This is a genomic window from Frigoribacterium sp. ME-P-080 (assembly GCF_030209595.1).
GTDB lineage: Bacteria > Actinomycetota > Actinomycetes > Actinomycetales > Microbacteriaceae > Frigoribacterium.
The window spans coordinates 402,202-419,677 of record NZ_JARVRR010000002.1; the positions used below are offsets into that span (position 1 = coordinate 402,202).

Below are 17,476 nucleotides of genomic sequence, written 5' to 3' on the forward strand. Positions count from 1 at the left end.
CCGTCTTGGCGGCCGCTGTGCACCGCCTGAACGCGCCCAAGGTAGCGCTGTCCGGCCCTCGCCGCCAGTGCCGATCGACCCCTCGTGGTGAAGGAGGCGCGGCCACGTTACGGTCTCGTGTCAAACCTTGCCAGGTGGCAAGTTCCGCCCTACATTCATCCCATGACCACCATCGACGAGACGGCGGGGCCGTCCACCGCTGAACAGCTCCTGCCCGTCGGCATCGGCGACGACGCCGTCGCCCTCGCCCGCCGCTGGGCGCACGAGGCGTCCGGCGCCCCGAGCACCGGTTCGGCCCACCTGCTCGCCCAGGTCCTCAAGGACGAGTCGGGCCTCGCGTTCACGATCGGTTTCGTCGACCGGGTCGTCCGGCCCGAGGACCTCGGCGTCGCGGCCCGCAACCTGTCGACCCTGGCGAAGCAGGCACCGGCCTTCCTGCCGTGGCACCTGCGTTCCGCTGTGCGTCTCGGCGGCGTCATGGCACCCGTGCTCCCCGGCGTGGTCGTGCCGATCGCCCGTCGCGTCCTGCGCGGCATGGTCGGCCACCTCATCGCCGACGCCCGCCCCGCCAAGCTCGGTGCGGCCATCGCGAACATCAAGAGGGACAGGACGCGGCTCAACCTCAACCTGCTCGGCGAGGCCGTCCTGGGCGACGCCGAGGCCGAGCACCGCCTCGCCGGTACCCGGGCACTGCTCGCCCGCGACGACGTCGACTACGTGTCGATCAAGGTCTCGTCCATCGTCAGCCAGCTCTCGATGTGGGCCTTCGACGAGACCGTCGAGCGCGTCGTCGAGAAGCTCACCCCGTTGTACGAACTCGCCGCCCGGTCGCCGAAGCCGAAGTTCATCAACCTCGACATGGAGGAGTACCGCGACCTCGACCTGACGATCGCGGTCTTCACGCGCCTCCTCGACCAGCCGCAGCTGAAGGGCCTCGAGGCCGGCATCGTCCTGCAGACCTACCTGCCCGACGCCCTCGGCGCCCTGCAGCACCTCACCACCTGGGCGACCGAGCGGGTCGACGCCGGCGGGGCCGCGATCAAGGTGCGCATCGTCAAGGGCGCGAACCTCGCGATGGAGACCGTGGACGCCACGGTGCACGAGTGGCCGCTCGCCACCTACGGCACCAAGCAGGACAGCGACACCAACTACAAGCGCGTCCTCACCTGGGCCTTCACCCCCGGACGCACCCGTGCCGTCCGCGTCGGCGTCGCCGGTCACAACCTCTTCGACATCGCCTTCGCCCACCTGCTCGCCGAGGCCCGTGGCGTGAGCGACCGGGTCGAGTTCGAGATGCTGCTCGGCATGGCCGAGGGGCAGGCCGAGCTGGTCAAGGCCGACGTCGGCGGGCTGTTGCTCTACACGCCCGTCGTGCACCCCCGAGAATTCGACGTCGCCATCAGCTACCTGATCCGCCGCCTCGAGGAGAACGCGTCGAGCGAGAACTTCATGTCCGCCGTGTTCGAACTCGCCTCGAACGAGGCCATGTTCGAGCGCGAGAAGGGCCGGTTCCTCGCCTCGCTCGCCGAGGTCGACGGAGACACCCCGGCAGCGCACCGCGTGCAGAGCCGCCTCGACGCGGCCCAGGCGTTGCAGCCCCGCGCGGCCGGCAGCGGCTTCGACAACGAGCCCGACACCGACCCCGCCCTCGCCGACAACCGCGCCTGGGGTCGTGAGATCGCCGCCCGCTCGGCCGACTCGCGCCTCGGCGTCGAGCTGATCGAGTCCGCCCGGGTGACCGACGAGGCCACGCTCGACGCGATCGTCGCCGAGGCCGTCGCCGCCTCCGCCGCCTGGTCCGACCGCGGAGGCGCGGGTCGTGCCGCGATCCTGCGCGAGGCCGCGGCCACGCTGTCGGCCCGCCGCGCCGACCTGATGGAGGTCGCCGCGAGCGAGACCGGCAAGACGGTCGCCGAGGGCGACGTCGAGGTCAGCGAGGCCATCGACTTCGCCAACTGGTACGCCCACCTCGCCGAAGAACTCGACCGGGTCGACGGTGCGACGTTCGTCCCCGAGCGACTCACCCTCGTCACGCCGCCCTGGAACTTCCCCCTGGCGATCCCGGCCGGCTCGACCCTCGCCGCGCTCGCCGCGGGCAGCAGCGTCGTCGTCAAGCCGGCGGGCCAGGCCAAGCGCAGCGGGGCCGTCATGGTCCAGGCGCTCTGGGACGCCGGCGTGCCCCGCGAGGTGCTGAAGCTGGTCGACGTCGACGAGGGCGACCTCGGTCGTCACCTGGTGTCGCACCCGTCGGTCGACCGCGTGATTCTCACCGGCGCCTTCGAGACGGCCGCGCTGTTCACCAGCTGGCGCACCGACCTGCCCCTGCTCGCCGAGACGAGCGGCAAGAACGCCATCATCGTCACCCCCAGTGCCGACCTCGACCTGGCCGCGTCCGACGTCATCAAGTCGGCCTTCGGCCACGCGGGTCAGAAGTGCTCGGCGGCGAGCCTGGTGATCCTGGTCGGCTCGGTCGCCACCTCCGAGCGCTTCCGCCGTCAACTCGTCGACGCGGCGTCGACCCTGCGCGTCGGACTGCCCTCCGACCCCACCACGCAGATGGGCCCGATCGTCGAGCCGGCCCACGGCAAGCTCGAACGTGCGCTCACCACGCTCGGCGCGGGCGAGACCTGGCTCGTCGAGCCGAAGCGACTCGACGACACCGGGCGCCTCTGGTCGCCCGGCGTGCGCGCCGGCGTCGCCGCGGGCAGCGAGTTCCACCTCACCGAGTACTTCGGCCCGGTGCTCGGCGTCATGACCGCGAAGACGCTCGACGAGGCGATCGAGCTGCAGAACGCGACCGACTACGGCCTGACCGCGGGTCTGCACACCCTCGACCCCGCCGAGCTGTCGACCTGGCTCGACCGCGTCGAGGCGGGCAACCTCTACGTCAACCGCGGCATCACCGGGGCGATCGTGCGTCGCCAGCCGTTCGGCGGCTGGAAGAAGTCGTCGGTCGGTGCCGGCGCCAAGGCGGGCGGGCCGAACTACCTCGTGCACCTGGGGTCCTGGCAGCCGACGACGCTGACCGAACCGCAGGAGGCGCGCCCGGGTCGCGAGGCCCTGGCCGCCCTCGAGGCCGCGTCGCCGCTGCTCGGGGCGTCGGGTGCGTCGGCCTCCGACGACCTGCGGGCCGCCGCCGCCAGCGACGAGCACTTCTGGGCCACCGAGTTCGGCGTCGCCCGCGACGTGAGCGACCTCGGCCTCGAGCGCGACCTGCTCCGCTACCGTCCCCTGCCCGTCACGATCCGCGCCGCCGACGGCGCGGCCCCAGCCGACGTGGTCCGCGTGTTGCTCGCCGGACGGCGCTCGGGCGCGCCGCTCACGGTGTCGTCGTCGGTCGAGCTGCCCGGCGCCCTCGTCCGTGCGCTCGGCCTCGCGGCCTCCGACGTCGTGCACGAGGACGACGCCACGTGGCACGACCGGGTGCGTGCGGGTCGCCTGTCGACCGAGCGCGTGCGGTTGGTGACCGGCGCCGGTGACGCGACCCGCGCCTCCTCGGCCCTGGCGGACGTCCTGGGCGGCGACCCGGCGGTGGCCGTGTTCGCGGCCCCGGTCACGCCGACCGGCCGCCTCGAACTGCTGCCGTTCCTGCGCGAGCAGGCCGTCGCCATCACGGCCCACCGCTTCGGCAACCCCGACGACTGGAGCGCCTCGGTCATCTGACCCCGCCGGCGCACGCAGACGCCCGAACCCGCCGGACCCTTCGGGAACCGGCGGGTTCGTGTCGTCCTCGGCGGTCCGGCGACGGCCCGCCGGGAGCGACGGGAACCGCCGGCCCGAGGCCCTAGCCGGGGACGACCTCGACCTTGGTCCAGCCGGGCTCGCGGCGGTCGAACGCCTCGTAGGCCTCGATGGCCGAGCCGATGCCCTCGTGCTCGGTGATGAACGCCGTGGGGTCGAACTGACCCGAAGCGACCAGGTCGATCAGCGGCGGGGTCACCGAGTGGTGGTCGCAGTTGCCCATGCGGATGGTGAGGTTCTTCAGCATCGCCTCACCGAAGGGGAACGACGTCACGGTCGGCGAGTAGACGCCGATGACTCCGATGCGGCCGTACTTCGCCACGACCTCGACGGCCCAGCGCAGGGCCTGGGTCGGCGCGTTGCCGGGCACCCACTGGTCGCCCTGCGGGTTCGCGTCGGGGGCGACCTGCTCGACCTCGGCGGCGAACTCGGCGGCCGTGTCGGAGTCGGGGGCGGCGGGACCGTGGCTCGCGTGCTGGGCGTCCACGCCGACCGCGTCGATGACGGCGTCCACACCGGCGCCACCGGTGAGGCGCTTGATGGTCTCGACCGGGTCCTCCTCGTCGAAGTTCACGATCTCGGCGTTCTGGGCGAGCGCCTGCGCCAGGCGGGTCTCCTCACGGTCGACCACGATCACGCGGCTCGCGCCCTGCTTGAAGGCCGAGGCGATCGCGAACTGGCCCACCACCCCCGCACCGAAGACGGCGACCACGTCGCCGCGGGTGACTCCGGCGAGTTCGGCGCCGAACCAGCCGGTGGGGAAGATGTCGCTCAACAGGATGGCCTGCTCGTCGCTGACCGTGTCGGGCAGGCGGTGCATGGTGTTCTGCGCGAACGGGACGCGCACCTGCTCGGCCTGCAGGCCGTTCACCGGGCCGGTCGAGGCCGGGCCGCCGAAGAAGCAGGTGCCGGCGTCGGGGCCGTTGGGGTTCGCCACGTCGCATTGAGCGGTCTGGCCCTGGCGGCAGTAGCGGCAGGTGCCACACGACACCGTCGAGTTGATGACGACCCGGTCACCGGCACTGAAGCCGCGCACGTCGTCGCCGACCGCGGTGACGACGCCCACCGCCTCGTGACCGAGGATCGTGCCCTCGGCCATGGGCGCCATCGTGCCGCGCACGAAGTGCAGGTCGGTGCCGCAGATCGCACTCCGGGTGATGCGGACGACCGCGTCGGTCGGGTCGACGACCGTGGGGTCGGCGACTTCGTCGAGTCGGATGTCGCCGATGCCGTGCCAGACGACTGCCTTCATGGGATGGTCCTTCCGTTGAGCCCTGGGCACCGGAGCTGCCCGGTACCCGTGCGACGGTAGGCGGCACGACGCCGGAGCGACGTGTGCCCTCACACAGAGAACGGGGGACGCCGCCTCGCCCTGGTTCCCTCCGCCCGGGGGAGTCGGCAGGCTCCCGCCACCCCTGGCGGGTCATCGCCGACCCGCCGGGCACGACGGGAACCCGCCGACCCGAGTGTGGCCGGGCGGCGGGCCTCAGGCGGCGGGCTGCCCGGCGGCGTACCAGGCGGCGAGACGACTCAGGCCCTCGTCGACGCTCACGACCGGTGTCCACCGCAGGTCGCGCTGGGTGCGTCGCTGGTCGAACCAGTGCGCCGTGGACAGCTGCTCGGCGAGGAACCTCGTCATGGGTGGTTCGTCGGTGCCCGGCCGCACGGCCCAGACGCGCTCGACCAACGACCCCGCGGCGCGGGCGATCCCGGCCGGCACCCGCAGGCGAGGCGCGGGCACCCCGGCGGCCGCGCAGATCCCGGCCATCAGGTCGGCGACGGTGCGGGGCTCGCCGTTGCTGATCACGTACGACTCGCCGCTGACCTCGTCGACGCGTGCGAGCGCGGCGGCGATGCCGGACGCCGCGTTGTCCACGTAGGTGGAGTCGATCAGGGCGGCGCCGTGGTCGAGCAGCGGCAGGCGGCCGGAGCGCGCACGGTCGACGATCCGCTCGACGAGCTGCGTGTCGCCCGGTCCCCAGACGAGGTGGGGGCGGACGGCCACCACGCGCAGGTCGGCGTCGGCGGCCCCGAGGGCGACCCGCTCGGCCGCGGCCTTGGTGCGGGCGTAGTCGCCTCGAGCGTGTCCGGGCGAGGCGGGCAGGGCGTCGTCGCCGACGATGGACGACCCGGCGTGCGCCACGGACGGCGACGAGACGAAGACCAGCCGGGGCACCGAGGAGGCGCGCATCGCCTCGACCAGGGAGCGCGTGCCCCCGACGTTGACGGCCTCGAACTCGGCCGGTTCACCGGTGAGCGACACCTTGGCGGCGAGGTGGACGACGGCGTCCTGGTCGCGGACGGCGGCGGCCACGGCCCGGGGGTTCGTCATCGATCCGAGCACGTCGCGGGCGCCGGGCACGCCGGAGGGTCGCCGTTGGAAGGTCGTGACCTCGTGTCCGGCGTCGGTGACGGCGCGCGCGACGGCACCGCCGAGCAGGCCGCTCGCGCCGGTGACCAGCACCCTCACGGGCGACGCATCCGGCCGCCGGACAGCACGGACGTCGCCCACGCGGCCAGGCCCGTGCGGTCGATCTTGCTGTTGTGCCGCACGTCGGTCGGCAACTGCGGCACGACGAGCACCGCGGCCACCGGTCGACCCGACGCCGACCGGACGGCCGAGCGGACCGAGGCCGCCAGGGCCGCGGACGCCAGCCCCGGGCGACGAGCCGGGGGGACGGTCTCGGCCACGACGACGACCTGCTGGGTGCCGGCCGGACCGACGCCGACGACGGCGGCGCGCGCGATGGCGGCCCGCGCCTCCACGGCCTGTTCGGACGCGACCGGCGTCAGCACGCCCGTCGACGTCGTCATCACGTGGGGCAGGCGGCCCTCGACCCAGAGTCGGCCCTGGGCGTCGAGGTGCCCGACGTCGCCGGTGCGGTGCCAGCGGGTCTCGGCGGTCGAGCCCAGGCGGCTGAGGCGGTGCGTCAGCCAGAGGCGGTCGTAGTGGTCCTCGACGTGGGGCGCCGAGACGATGATCTCGCCCGTGACGCCGGGGGCGTCGGTGAACGCCGAGGAGGCGCGACCCCCGTCGTCGAGCGGAGCGATCCGCACCGTCGTGGTCGCGCCGGGCAGCCCGACGCAGACCCCGCCGGCGTCGGGCGCACCCGCGGCGACGGCTGCCTCGCGGTCGGCGGCCGCGGAGCGCACGCCCTCGAGCGTGACGTCGGTCATCAGCAGGCCCTCGGTCATGCCGTAGGGCGTGTGGGGCGTCGCGTTCGGCATGAGGTCGCCGGCCGCCGCCAGCAGCGCCTCGGAGACGGGCGCACCCGCCGACAGGAAGGTCTCGACGCCGGCCAGCGCGCGGTGGTCCGCGTCGTCGAGGTCGTCCGACGTCGCGACGACGTTGGCGAGCGCGGCGGGGGAGAGGAACACCACGGTGGCGTCCACCGCCGCCGTGGCGGCCGCGACGGCCCGGGCGGTGAGGGTGCGCGGCTTCGTGACGTCCATGTCGGGGGTGACGCTCGTCGCCCCGAGCGCGGGGCCCAGCAGGGCGAACGGGGCGAAGCCGGCCACCAGGCCCGTGCCCGGACCGACGTCGTACTGCTCGGCCAGGGCGTCGCGCAGGGCCGTCAGCTGGCCGTGCCGGTAGACGACGCCCTTCGCGGGGCCGGTCGAGCCCGAGGTGAACAGGATGGCGGCCTCGGCGTCGGATGTGGGGGCGTCGGGCAGCTCGGCGAGGGCACCGTGGGCACGACGGCCGAGGGCGGCGATCTCGGGCAGCGACGCCTCGACGCCGAGTGCCCGGGCGGCGACCGGCGACAACGTCGTCGTCGAGATCTTGCGGCCCGGCCAACCGAGGGCGGTGGCCGCCGTGAGTCCCGGGAGCTGGCCGATCACGTGGTCGGGCCACGCGCCGCGGACGGCGCGGGTCAGGCCGCGCACGCCGAGACCGGCGTCGGCCACGACCACGACGGCACCGAGGCGGACGCAGGCGTAGAGCACCGCGGTCAGGTCGGCACCGGGCTGGACGAGCAGCGAGACGCGGTCGCCCGGGCGCACGCCGTGCTTCCGCAGGCCGAGCGCGATCTCGTGGACGCGACGGGCGAGCAGGCTCCAGCTGATCGAACGCGGGCCGTCGGCACCCGCGGGTGCCATCTCGACGAGCGCGGTGGCCGGGCTGTCGGCCAGGGAGTCCAGGTACGACCAGAGCGGGCGGTCCTGCGGGGAGGCGACCCGCGCCTCCTCGGTTCCGACCGGGGTGGCGACTCGGGCCTCGGTGGCGGCCCGGGCCGGGGCGTCGACGGCGGCCGTCCCGCCGGGCAGCCGGTCGCCCAGCCAGGTGAGCACGGCTCCGGCGTAGTCGACGTCCTCGGCGACGAGGTGGCCCGCACCCTCGAAACGGTGCACGTCGGCGTGCGGCAGGCGGTCGACCAGGTCGTCGAGGTACCGGTCGGAGAAGATCGGATCGCGCGGGCCCCAGAGCATCAGGGCCGGCACGGTGAGTTCGCGCAGGCCCTCGGCGATGCGGTCGAGCTCGGGGCTGCTGACGTGCCCGTCGTCGACCGGGATGTCGGCCACGAAGCCACCGATGCCGCCGCGGCGGTCGGCCTGGCGGTACGGGGCACGGAAGCCGGCCTTCACCTCGGGCGAGAGCGGCGGGTGGGCGAGGCCGAGGGTCACGTCGAGGAACCCGGTGGTGCCGACGGTCGCCCGGCCCAGCACGCCGCGGGCGAGGGTCAGGCGCAGGGGAGCGGGGATCTTCTCGCCCTCGGGCTGGTGGATCGCGGTGTTGAGCAGCATGAGCCCGGCCAGCCGGTCGGGGTGGTCGACCGCCCAGCCCATCGAGACGACGCCGCCCCAGTCGTGGCCGAGGGTGACGACGGGCCCGGTGACCTCGAGGGCGTCGGTGAGGTCGCCCAGGTCGGCGACGCGGCGGGCCAGCGTCTGCGGCGAGCCCGTGCGCTCGGAGAAGCCCATGTCGAGCTGGTCGACCGCGACGACGCGCCACGCGGGCCCCCCGGCGACGGCCGTCTCGACCGTGCGGGCGACGAGGCGGCGCCAGAGGTACGACCAGGTCGGGTTGCCGTGCACGCAGAGGATGGTGCCGACCTGTTCGGCGCCGACCTCGGCCAGCGCCTCGGCGTTGTCGAGGACGTGCCAGGTGCGGGAGGCGCGGTGTGCGCCGAGCCCGTACGGCACGTCGACGAGACGCGACCACGACGGGTCGAGCCCGTCGAGACCCGCGGGGGGACGTGACGCCGGCGCCGTGGCGGAGGCGGACCGCGGGAGCCGACTCACCAGGCGAGCTCCATCATCGCGGTGTTGATGCCCGAGCCGACGCCCATCAACAGGACGCGGTCGCCCTTGCTGAGGGTCTTGCTCTCCTCGACCAGCGTGATCGGGATCGACGCCGGGCCCACGTTGCCGAGGGTCGGGTAGGTGAGCGGGACGAGCTTCTTGTCGATGCCGGCGGCCTTGACGAAGGCACCCGTGTGCACGTCGCTGACCTGATGCATGATGTAGCGGTCCATGCGCTGCCAGTTCCAGTCGCGCTTGGCCTCTTTCCAGGCCGAGACGACGAGTTCCATGCCGCGCTTGAGCAGGGCCTTGGCGTCGGTGAACATGCCGTCGACGCTGCCGACGCAGAGGTCGTAGTTCTCCGTGGCGGCGCGGGTGACGCCGCCGACGATGCGGTGGCCCTCGGGGTGGAGGTCGGCGCGGCCGATGACGGCGGCGGCGGCCCCGGAGCCCAGGGTGAGGCTGGCGAACTCGCTCATGAAGTCGTCGCGGCCGTAGCCCTTGGTGAGGAGGCGGTCGATCGTGTTGACCTGGACGTCGTCGGCGTCCTCACCGTCGATGATGACGGCGTAGTCGATCTGACCCGCGTCGATCAGCTGGGCGGCGAGGGTCATGCCGTTGACGAAGCCGAGGCAGGCGTTGGCGATGTCGAAGTTCGTGGCCGACGAGGGCAGGCCGAGGCCGTGGTGCAGGCGCACGGCGACCGAGGGCTCGAGGTGGGGGCGCGTGACCGACGTGTTGATCAGCAGGCCGACCTGGTCGGGGCGGATGCCGGCCTCGGCCAGCGCACGCTTGCCGGCGTCGATCGCCGCCGCGTCGAAGCTCTGCTCGGTGCTCCAGTTGCGGCGCTCGTACACGCCGGCGACGCGCTGCAACAGGCCCGTGGGCAGCTTGAGGCGCTTGAGTACGGGGCCGAGCTTCTCGTCGATGCTCTCGGAGGTGGTGACCCGGTCGGCCATGGTGCTGGTGACCGACAGCAACGCGACGTTGCTGTGCCGGGTCGTAGCGTTTCCGTTCAACGGAACTCCCTGTCGAGTTGTGGCGGGGTGGGGCTGCACGCGCGCGCGGGGTCGCGAGCGGAGCCGAACGTCGTGGGCACCGGTTCGGTGCATCAGTCAGTTTACGGCGGCGCACGCTGGGCGGTTGCCAGGTTGACGGGGCACGTCCATGCCCTGAACGGCATGTGACGGGGGGTTCCGGCGTCAGGCCCCGGGGTCGCGGGGCAGCCGGACGATGCGGCGGCGGTCGTCGCGCGTCCACCAGACGAGGTCGGCCACCGCCCAGGTGACGGCACCCAGGCCGGCGGCGACGACGACGACGGTGACGACGGTGACGTGGCCGCCGCCGACCGTCAGGGCGGCGACGATGCTCGCGATCACGACGAGCGCGCAGAACGACGTGACGAGGGGCAGGGCGAGGCCGCCGCGTTTGGTGAGCAGCCAGTTCGGCACGTCGGGATCGACGTGGACGTCGCGTCGTCGCACGGTGCCTCCTCGGCGGATCGGGGTCCCGGCGATCGTAGCCCGCGCACCTTGTAGCCTCGGGTGCATGAGCGACCTGCGGCGACCCTGGTTCACCCTGACGAAGACGGGTGCCGTGGTGCCCGCCGTGTTCGAGGTGCTGATCGGCTTGTTCGGCCTCGTCGTGCAGGTGCTCAACATCGCCTCGGGGGTACCGGTCCAGGCGATCACGGTCATCATCCTGATCGTCGCCGTGCTGCTGATCGCGCAGGGCGTCGCCGACCTGGTCTGGTGGAGCAAGGACGGCCGCCGGGCGAGGGCGCGCCAGGCCTGACCGCTCGGCCGGGGCCACCCGGCCCCTCGGGTCAGACGGACGCCTCCGGCCGGGGCCTCCGCAGCCGGTGCGTCGCGAGGAGCACGACGACCACCACGCCAACCCCGATGGCGGTGTCGGCCGACCGGGCCGCCACGAGGGCGCCCACGTCGACGGGTGCGCCGCCGAGTGCCCGCATGCCGAGCGCCATGGGCGTGATGGTGACCAGCGCGAGCCCGTAGTTGCGGACGATCAGCAGCTCGGTCGCGAACTGGAGCACGCCGAAGGCGACGATCAGGGCCGCGACCCCGGGGTGCCACGCCAGCAGCAGAGCGGCGAGGCCCACCCCGACGAGGGTGCCGATGAGGCGGTGGCCGGCCCGCACGAGCTGGCCCGCCGTCGCGGTCCCCACGACGGGTACCACGGCCGACACCATGGCCCAGTACGGGCTCTGCACGCCGAGACCGAGGCTGATCAGCCCGGCCGCGATCGACGCGACCAGGCAGACGGCGGCGTGGACGACCGTCCGCCGGCCGTCCAGGGGACGGGGCCCGCGCCTCCATCGGCGTCCGTCGACGGTCGCGAGCGCGCGACGACCGGCGGGCAGCAGCACGCCCGCGAGCGACGCGAGCAGGGCGAAGGCGAGGCTCGCCGGGGCGACCACGGCCGCGACGGCGACGGTCGACCCGGTCGCGGGCACGAACGCGGTGACGCCCAGGCCGAAGACGAAGAAGAGCGGCCCGGGCGGGCTCCAGCGGCGCAGGTCGGAGAGGGCCGAGGTGATGCCGGCCATGACGCCGATCGTGACGACGAGCAGCCAGACCGGGGCCGCCGAGGCGGCCAGCGCGGTGCCGAGCACCACGCAGGCGACGAGGACGAGCCCGGCCTCGAGCTGCATCTCGAGCCGCTGGAAGCGGGGCAGCCCCCGGCCGAAAGCCGAGGCGAAGGCCCCGAACACCGCGTAGGGCGTCCACTCCACGTGGCCGATCAGCGCCAGCACGACCATCGGTGCCAGGACGGACGCGGCGACGCGGGCTGCCGGTCGGTGGGCGCCGTCGTGCGGGCCGAAGCGGACCAGGTCGCGCGGGTGCGGCAGCAGGCGGTGGGGGGAGGTCGTGGTCGTGATGGGCGGTCCTCTGGTCGGCGCGGCGTGGGCGCTCGTCGTCGAACTGCTTCACGGGTGAATGATCTGCGCATCACTTTACTCGTGAAGCATCGCTAGGCTCAAGGGCATGACCGATCCCGGGCTCCGAGACGTGATGGACGACGTCCACGACCGGTGGCGCGAACTCCGACCCGACCTCGACGTCTCGGCGATCCCGGTCGTCGGCCGGGTGAACCGGCTCGCCCGCATCGTGCAGCGTCGCAGCGACGACCTGCTCGCCGAGTTCGGCCTGGGGCGCGCGGACTTCGACCTGCTCGCCGCCCTGACGCGCCGCGGCGGACCGATGAGTCCGACGCAGTTGGCGGACGAGACCCTGCTCTCACCGCCGGCCGTGACGAAGCGCGTCAAGGGGCTGCTCGCGGCGGGCCTCGTCGATCGCTCGGCGAATCCCGCCGACCACCGTGGCTACTTCGTCGCGCCGACCGCGGCCGGGCGTCGTCTGATCGACCGCGTGCTCGAGGTCCAGCTCGCGGACGAGCGGGCCGTGCTCGCCGCCCTGCCCGAGGAGGCGCGCCCAGCTGTCGCGGACGGCCTGCGTCACCTGCTCGTCGCCCTCGAGGGGTGACCTCGGGGGGCCGGAGCTCTCGGCGGATGGTCGGTCGACCCTGGATACGCTCCTGACGTGCGACCGACGACGACCCGGCAGAGCTCCACGGGCGTGGGCCGCCGCGACGAGAAGACCCGATGGCGCAGGTTCGCCGTGATGACGGCCGGGCTGTGGGGCTCCGCGGCGCTGGTCGCCCTCGGGTTGGCCGCCGGGGGACCCGTGCCGCCACAGGCCTCGGCTCCGTCGGTCACACCCGTTCCCTCGAACTCCCCGTCCGCCGGGCAGCCCACCGTCGGCCCGGGCGCGGTCGCGGGCTCGACGGTCGAGACGTCGGACGGCACGGTCGTCGTCAGACCCCAGCGCCCCCGCGGCGACGTGGTCGTGTACTTCCACGGTGCCGGCCAGACCGCGTCGACGATCGTCGACGATCCCGAGACGAGCGGGCTGGTCGACGAGTTGGTGGCGGACGGCTACACGGTCGCGGCCCGAGACGCGGGCGGCAACTCGTGGGGTGACGGGCCGAGCGTGCGGGACTACCTCGACCTCGTCGGCGATCTTCAGCGCTCGTCGCCGGGTGCACGGATCTTCCTGGTCGCCGAGTCCATGGGCGCGGTCGCGGCGGCACAGGTCGCCGGACGCGCCGACGTGGCGGCATGGGTCGCGATCTATCCGGTCTGCGACCTGTCGACCATCTCGGAACCCGGCCTCCGGGCGCAGATCCGCTCGGTCCACGGCACCGACCCGCCTGCTCGGTTCTCGCCCCTCTCGTGGCCGGACGTGCCGGTGGCCACCTGGGCGTCTCCCGATGACACCATCGTCGACGCCGAGGCGAATGGTCGGTCCTGCACCGAGCGGGTGTCGGGCGTCTTCACGTCCACGGTGGGCGAGCACGGCGACGCGTCTAACTTCGACGGTGCCTCCGTCACCGCGTTCTTCGACGCACATCGCTGAACGGAGGACCGGTCCATGAGGTCTCCTCGGCGATGACTATGCTCGTCCTGTGAGTGACGCGTCGACCGAGCTGGCCCGCCGGCGGAACAACCTCGACGCCATCCGCCTGGGCGGTGCGCTGATGGTCGTCCTCGGACACTCGTACGTGCTCTCGGGCAAACCCGTCGCCCCGCCGGTCATCTTCGACGTGCCGATCCACACCCTCGGCGTCTTCGTCTTCTTCATCATCAGCGGCTACCTGATCACCAAGAGCTGGCTGCGACGACCGCAGTGGAAGAGCTACCTGGCCGCGCGGTCGCTCCGCATCTTCCCGGCGCTGATCGTCGCCGTGCTGCTCTCGGTCTTCGTCCTCGGGCCCGTCTTCACGGTCATCGACCTGCACGCCTACTTCACCGATCCGAACACGTGGCTGTACCTCCGGAACCTCTTCCTGCAACCCGTCTTCGGTCTGTCGGGCGTGTTCACGACCGTCCCGTACCCGAACGTGGTGAACGGTTCGCTCTGGACGCTCCCCATCGAGTTCTCCTGCTACCTGTTCGTCCCGTTGATGATGTTGGTCCCCCGTCGGGCCCGCGTCCCGGTGGTGGTCGTCTTCGGCCTCGCCTGCGTCGCCGCCGTCTTCTTCGCGACGCCCGCCCAGAACGTCTTCGGCTTCTACCTGCTCGTGACGGCGGCCGAGCCGTGGGTCTTCTTCGCCGGAGGCATGCTCTGTGCGCTCCTCCTCGAGCGTCACCTCTTCCGGCTCGACGCCGCACTGCTCGGCCTGTTCGCCCTCACCGTCGTCGAAGCGGTCCGACCGTCTCTCGGCCACGTCGTGATGTGGGTCGTCCTGCCCTACGCCGTGCTGGCCCTCGGGCTCGCGTCCTCGCCGATCATCCGTCGGGCGTCCCGTTTCGGTGACTTCTCGTACGGGATGTACATCTACGCGTTCCCGGTCCAGCAGATGGTCTTCGCGACGATCGGAGTGCGGAGCCTCACCGTGAACCTGGTGATCGTCGTCGCCGTGACCGCGGCCCTCTCGGTCGCGTCCTGGCACCTGATCGAGGCGCCGGCCCTGAAGCTCAAGACGAGGTTCGAGTCGACGGTGCCCGCCCGCGGGCGACGGCGGGCGAGTTCGAGCCCGAAGACGCTCGTCAGCAGCGACATCGTCGACTGACGTCCCCTCAGAGCCGGCCACGGGACTCGAACCCGTAACCTTCCGATTACAAGTCGGATGCGCTACCAATTGCGCCAGGCCGGCGAGGCTCGCCCATCTTACCCAGCCCGCGCCTCCTCACCCGGCGTGGTGCATGCGGTCGGTGCAGGATTGGCGTTCCGAGGCCGAGAAGTGGTGAAGTAGACGCAGCGCACCGCGCCCGCCGGACGCACCGACCTGAGGAGCCCCCTTGTCCACGATCTTGACCGCGCTCGGTTCGCTCGCCATGCTCTTCGTCAGCTTCGCCCTGTTCGCCTACTCGTTCGGCTCGGGCGAGCCCAACGCCTTCGTCTTCTTCGGGGGCATCGTCCTGATGACCGGGTCGTTCTGGCTGCCCATCACCGTGATCGGCAACAGCCACAAGACCTGGTGACCGGCGCGGCACCCGCGACCGGGTGCCGCCGAGGGCGGTCGACCCGCTACGGCGTGCTGACGAACTGCTCGGGGTCGAGCAGCTTGCGAGGCTTGGCGTCGTCACCGTCGCGTCCGCCCACGTAGAGCCAGCCCAGCAACTGCTCGCCCTCACGCAGGCCGTGTGCGGCCGCCACCTCGGGAGCCCGGGTCAGGACGCCCGTGCGCCAGAACACGCCCCAGCCCTCGTCGTCGAGCACGAGGGACAGCAGGTGCGCGACGCCCGAGGCGACCGATTCCTGCTCCCAGTAGGGCACCTTGCGGCTGTCGCGGGGCGAGACGACCACCGCGACGATCAGCGGCGCCCGCAGCGCCTTCTGCGTGAGCTTGTCGCGAGCGTGGCCCTCGGCCCCACCCGCGTCGGCCAGCGACCGGCCCACGACGAGCCGGTCGTCCCCGCGGAACTCGATCAGGCGCCAGGGCCTCAGCTCGGAGTGGTCCGCCACCGTCGCCGCCGACCGCACCGCGTCGAGCAACTGCTCGTGCGTCGGCGCGACGTCGGTGACCTTCGACCGCGACCGACGACGTCGGGCGGCGTCGGCGACGGCGCTCACTACTCGGCGGCCTTGAAGTCGAGCGAGATGCTGTTCATGCAGTAACGGTCGCCGGTCGGCGTGCCGAAACCGTCGGGGAACACGTGGCCGAGGTGCGAACCGCAGTTCGCGCACCGGACCTCGGTGCGGGTCATGCCGAGCGAGTTGTCCTCGATCAGCTGCACCGCGTCCGGGTTCACCGACTCGTAGAAGCTGGGCCAGCCGCAGCCGCTGTCGAACTTGGTGCCGCTCTTGAACAGTTCGGCGCTGCACGCCGCACAGGCGTAGACGCCCGCACGGCTCTCGTCGAGCAGTTCACCCGTCCACGGGCGCTCGGTGGCGGCCTCCCGCAGGACGGAGTACTGCTCGGCGTCGAGCTCTTCGCGCCACTGCTCGTCGGTCTTCTCGATCTTGTACGCCACGATGATCTCCTTGCTTGTCGGGACTCCTCATTCAACACGGTCGGCCGGTGCACGATTCCCCGGCCCCCACCGGGCTGTCAGACTCCTGCTCGTGAGCACCTCCGACCGCTTCCTGGCCGCGGCCCTCGCCTTCGACCGCGAGGGGTCGCCGTCGCAGGCAGAACTCGCGCGGGGCGTCGCGGGTGATCCGGCGGCGCTCGCCGTCGTCGATCGAGCCGAGGAGGCGCGGCGCCAGCCCGTCCTCGTCCTCGCGGTCTGCCGGTGGCTGGGTGCGCCGCACGGCCCCTGGTCGATGCTGCGGCCCTGGCTGCTCGCCCGCTCCGACGACGTCGTGGCCGAACTCGGCCGACGGCTCACCCAGACCAACGACGTGCGCCGCTGCGCGCCGCTGTCGATCGCGCTGGCTCGCGTGCCGGGCCCGATCGCCCTGATCGAGGTCGGCGCCTCGGCCGGGCTCTGCCTCGGTGTCGACCGCTACGGCTACCGCTCGGGCGACCGGAGCTGGGGCGATCCGTCGAGCACGGTGCAGCTCGGGATCGACGTCGTCGTCGAGGGCGCGGCCCGGTCCGAGGCGGAGCTGCCGACGGCCCCGCTTCCCGAGATCGTCTGGCGGGCGGGGATCGACCTCGACCCGGTCGACGTCCGCGACCCCGACCAGGTCGCCTGGCTCGCGACGCTGCTGCCCCCCGAGCGCGCCGATCGGCGGGACCTGCTGGGGCGGGCCGTCGCGCTCGCCCGCACCGCGCCTCCTCGTGTCGTGGCGGCGGACGCCGTCGACGGTCTCGCCCCGCTCGCGGCCGAGGCCCCGACGGGCGTCACGCTCGTCGTCGTCTCGACGGGCACGCTCGTCTACCTGCCGGGTCGCCGGCGTCAGGCCTTCGTCGACGAGGTCGGCCGGCTGGGCGCGCGGTGGATCTCGTACGAACGACGAGACCTGCTGACCGACGTCGTCGCCGAGGTGCCCCCGGGAGTGTCTCCCGACGACGCGTTCGCGGCCCTCGCCCTCGACGGCCGGGTGCTGGGGGTAGGGGACGCCCACGGCACGCGGCTGCACCTCACGGCCTGACCACGGGTCGGGAGCTCGCGGCACCGGGCGGCTCCCCGAGCGGGTGGACGGGTTGTCGGACCACGCCCCCGGCCTCCGCGATCGGTCGGGGCGCCGCCCATAGGATGACCCGGAACCCCGAGGAGGGCCTCGACGATGGACGAGAAGGCGACAGGTGACGACGTGCGCTCGAGCGCGTTGTCCGAGCTCGACCGTGCCGTCCTGGACTTCGAGCAGCACGCCCCGGCCGCCGCCGGTGCCCGGGAGGCCGCCGTCCGTCGCGAGTTCGGCCTCGGGATCGTCCGCTACCAGCAACTGCTCAACTCGCTCATAGACCGACCCGCTGCACTGGCCTACGCACCCATGCTCGTCGGCCGCCTGCAGCGCCTGCGAGTCGCCCGCCGCGACGCCCGATCGACCCGTTCGTTCGGTCCGACCCGCTGACCCAC

At 72.9% G+C, this 17,476-nt stretch carries 16 protein-coding genes and 1 tRNA gene; 8 read left to right on the forward strand and 9 right to left on the reverse strand.

Going from position 1 to position 17,476, the window contains the following annotated elements; translation table 11 throughout:
* The first annotated feature begins 162 nt into the window (after positions 1-162).
* Positions 163-3,663, forward strand: a complete 3,501-nt coding sequence (locus tag QRN23_RS03400) for a bifunctional proline dehydrogenase/L-glutamate gamma-semialdehyde dehydrogenase (protein WP_285062539.1) — start codon at positions 163-165, stop codon at positions 3,661-3,663.
* Positions 3,664-3,784: 121 nt separating this feature from the next.
* Here QRN23_RS03400 and QRN23_RS03405 read toward each other — a convergent pair whose 3' ends face one another.
* The 5 genes from QRN23_RS03405 to QRN23_RS03425 all read right to left on the reverse strand — a co-directional run bounded on the left by QRN23_RS03405 (position 3,785) and on the right by QRN23_RS03425 (position 10,469).
* The gene (locus QRN23_RS03405) at positions 3,785-4,993 is read right to left on the reverse strand and encodes an alcohol dehydrogenase catalytic domain-containing protein (RefSeq protein WP_285062542.1); all 1,209 of its coding nucleotides are present in this window, start codon (positions 4,991-4,993) and stop codon (positions 3,785-3,787) included.
* 234 nt (positions 4,994-5,227) lie between these two features.
* Positions 5,228-6,211 (reverse strand): NAD-dependent epimerase/dehydratase family protein, encoded by a 984-nt coding sequence (locus QRN23_RS03410; protein WP_285062543.1) that lies wholly within the window; start codon positions 6,209-6,211, stop codon positions 5,228-5,230.
* A complete protein-coding gene (locus tag QRN23_RS03415; RefSeq protein WP_285062545.1) occupies positions 6,208-8,985 on the reverse strand; it encodes an alpha/beta fold hydrolase in 2,778 nt (925 codons plus the stop codon). The genes QRN23_RS03410 and QRN23_RS03415 overlap by 4 nt, the downstream gene beginning before the upstream one ends.
* Positions 8,982-10,004 carry a 3-oxoacyl-ACP synthase III gene (locus QRN23_RS03420; RefSeq protein WP_056043127.1) on the reverse strand — a complete coding sequence of 341 codons (1,023 nt, stop codon included), beginning with the start codon at positions 10,002-10,004 and terminating at the stop codon, positions 8,982-8,984. Before QRN23_RS03420 ends, QRN23_RS03415 begins: the two co-directional genes overlap by 4 nt.
* A gap of 183 nt (positions 10,005-10,187) precedes the next feature.
* Positions 10,188-10,469 (reverse strand): hypothetical protein, encoded by a 282-nt coding sequence (locus tag QRN23_RS03425; protein WP_056043124.1) that lies wholly within the window; start codon positions 10,467-10,469, stop codon positions 10,188-10,190.
* A gap of 64 nt (positions 10,470-10,533) precedes the next feature.
* On the opposite strand from QRN23_RS03425, the gene QRN23_RS03430 reads away from it, so the two are divergent.
* Positions 10,534-10,779, forward strand: coding sequence for a hypothetical protein (locus tag QRN23_RS03430; RefSeq protein ID WP_285062546.1), 246 nt, complete (start codon positions 10,534-10,536; stop codon positions 10,777-10,779).
* 31 nt (positions 10,780-10,810) lie between these two features.
* Here QRN23_RS03430 and QRN23_RS03435 read toward each other — a convergent pair whose 3' ends face one another.
* On the reverse strand, positions 10,811-11,764 hold the full coding sequence (locus QRN23_RS03435; protein ID WP_285062548.1) for an FUSC family protein: 954 nt from the start codon (positions 11,762-11,764) through the stop codon (positions 10,811-10,813).
* Positions 11,765-11,990: 226 nt separating this feature from the next.
* Between QRN23_RS03435 and QRN23_RS03440 the strand changes: the two genes are divergently transcribed.
* From QRN23_RS03440 to QRN23_RS03450, 3 genes are read left to right on the forward strand one after another with little or no spacing between them, the layout of a single operon-like run.
* Complete coding sequence (locus QRN23_RS03440; RefSeq protein WP_082460032.1) at positions 11,991-12,488, forward strand: MarR family winged helix-turn-helix transcriptional regulator; 498 nt, start codon at positions 11,991-11,993, stop codon at positions 12,486-12,488.
* A 57-nt stretch (positions 12,489-12,545) separates the two neighbouring features.
* The gene (locus QRN23_RS03445) at positions 12,546-13,421 is read left to right on the forward strand and encodes a serine aminopeptidase domain-containing protein (protein WP_123571696.1); all 876 of its coding nucleotides are present in this window, start codon (positions 12,546-12,548) and stop codon (positions 13,419-13,421) included.
* Positions 13,422-13,470: 49 nt separating this feature from the next.
* Positions 13,471-14,577 (forward strand): acyltransferase family protein, encoded by a 1,107-nt coding sequence (locus tag QRN23_RS03450; protein ID WP_285062550.1) that lies wholly within the window; start codon positions 13,471-13,473, stop codon positions 14,575-14,577.
* An 11-nt stretch (positions 14,578-14,588) separates the two neighbouring features.
* On the opposite strand, the gene QRN23_RS03455 is transcribed toward QRN23_RS03450, so the two are convergent.
* A tRNA-Thr gene (locus QRN23_RS03455) sits at positions 14,589-14,661 on the reverse strand.
* 145 nt (positions 14,662-14,806) lie between these two features.
* Between QRN23_RS03455 and QRN23_RS03460 the strand changes: the two genes are divergently transcribed.
* Positions 14,807-14,989 carry a hypothetical protein gene (locus QRN23_RS03460; protein WP_055974590.1) on the forward strand — a complete coding sequence of 61 codons (183 nt, stop codon included), beginning with the start codon at positions 14,807-14,809 and terminating at the stop codon, positions 14,987-14,989.
* 46 nt (positions 14,990-15,035) lie between these two features.
* On the opposite strand, the gene QRN23_RS03465 is transcribed toward QRN23_RS03460, so the two are convergent.
* Both QRN23_RS03465 and msrB read right to left on the reverse strand, forming a co-directional pair.
* Entirely contained in the window at positions 15,036-15,581 is a 546-nt protein-coding gene (locus QRN23_RS03465; RefSeq protein WP_159827598.1) for a nitroreductase family protein, read from the reverse strand.
* Positions 15,581-15,982, reverse strand: a complete 402-nt coding sequence (msrB, locus tag QRN23_RS03470; RefSeq protein ID WP_043593533.1) for a peptide-methionine (R)-S-oxide reductase MsrB — start codon at positions 15,980-15,982, stop codon at positions 15,581-15,583. The genes QRN23_RS03465 and msrB overlap by 1 nt, the downstream gene beginning before the upstream one ends.
* Before the next feature lie 91 nt (positions 15,983-16,073).
* Here msrB and QRN23_RS03475 point away from each other — a divergent pair, with 91 nt between their 5' ends.
* Positions 16,074-17,048 (forward strand): DUF2332 domain-containing protein, encoded by a 975-nt coding sequence (locus QRN23_RS03475; RefSeq protein ID WP_277959124.1) that lies wholly within the window; start codon positions 16,074-16,076, stop codon positions 17,046-17,048.
* A 135-nt stretch (positions 17,049-17,183) separates the two neighbouring features.
* Positions 17,184-17,471 (forward strand): DUF3263 domain-containing protein, encoded by a 288-nt coding sequence (locus QRN23_RS03480; protein ID WP_056043106.1) that lies wholly within the window; start codon positions 17,184-17,186, stop codon positions 17,469-17,471.
* Positions 17,472-17,476 lie beyond the last annotated feature (5 nt).

What these genes read in the sequence shown, in the direction of transcription:
- QRN23_RS03440 (WP_082460032.1), top strand. Translation starts at nt 11,991, where the DNA reads ATGACCGATCCCGGGCTCCGAGACGTGATGGACGACGTCCACGACCGG.
- QRN23_RS03400 (WP_285062539.1), top strand. Translation starts at nt 163, where the DNA reads ATGACCACCATCGACGAGACGGCGGGGCCGTCCACCGCTGAACAGCTC.
- QRN23_RS03435 (WP_285062548.1), bottom strand. Translation starts at nt 11,764, where the DNA reads ATGGTCGTGCTGGCGCTGATCGGCCACGTGGAGTGGACGCCCTACGCG.
- QRN23_RS03480 (WP_056043106.1), top strand. Translation starts at nt 17,184, where the DNA reads ATGGACGAGAAGGCGACAGGTGACGACGTGCGCTCGAGCGCGTTGTCC.
- QRN23_RS03430 (WP_285062546.1), top strand. Translation starts at nt 10,534, where the DNA reads ATGAGCGACCTGCGGCGACCCTGGTTCACCCTGACGAAGACGGGTGCC.
- QRN23_RS03405 (WP_285062542.1), bottom strand. Translation starts at nt 4,993, where the DNA reads ATGAAGGCAGTCGTCTGGCACGGCATCGGCGACATCCGACTCGACGAA.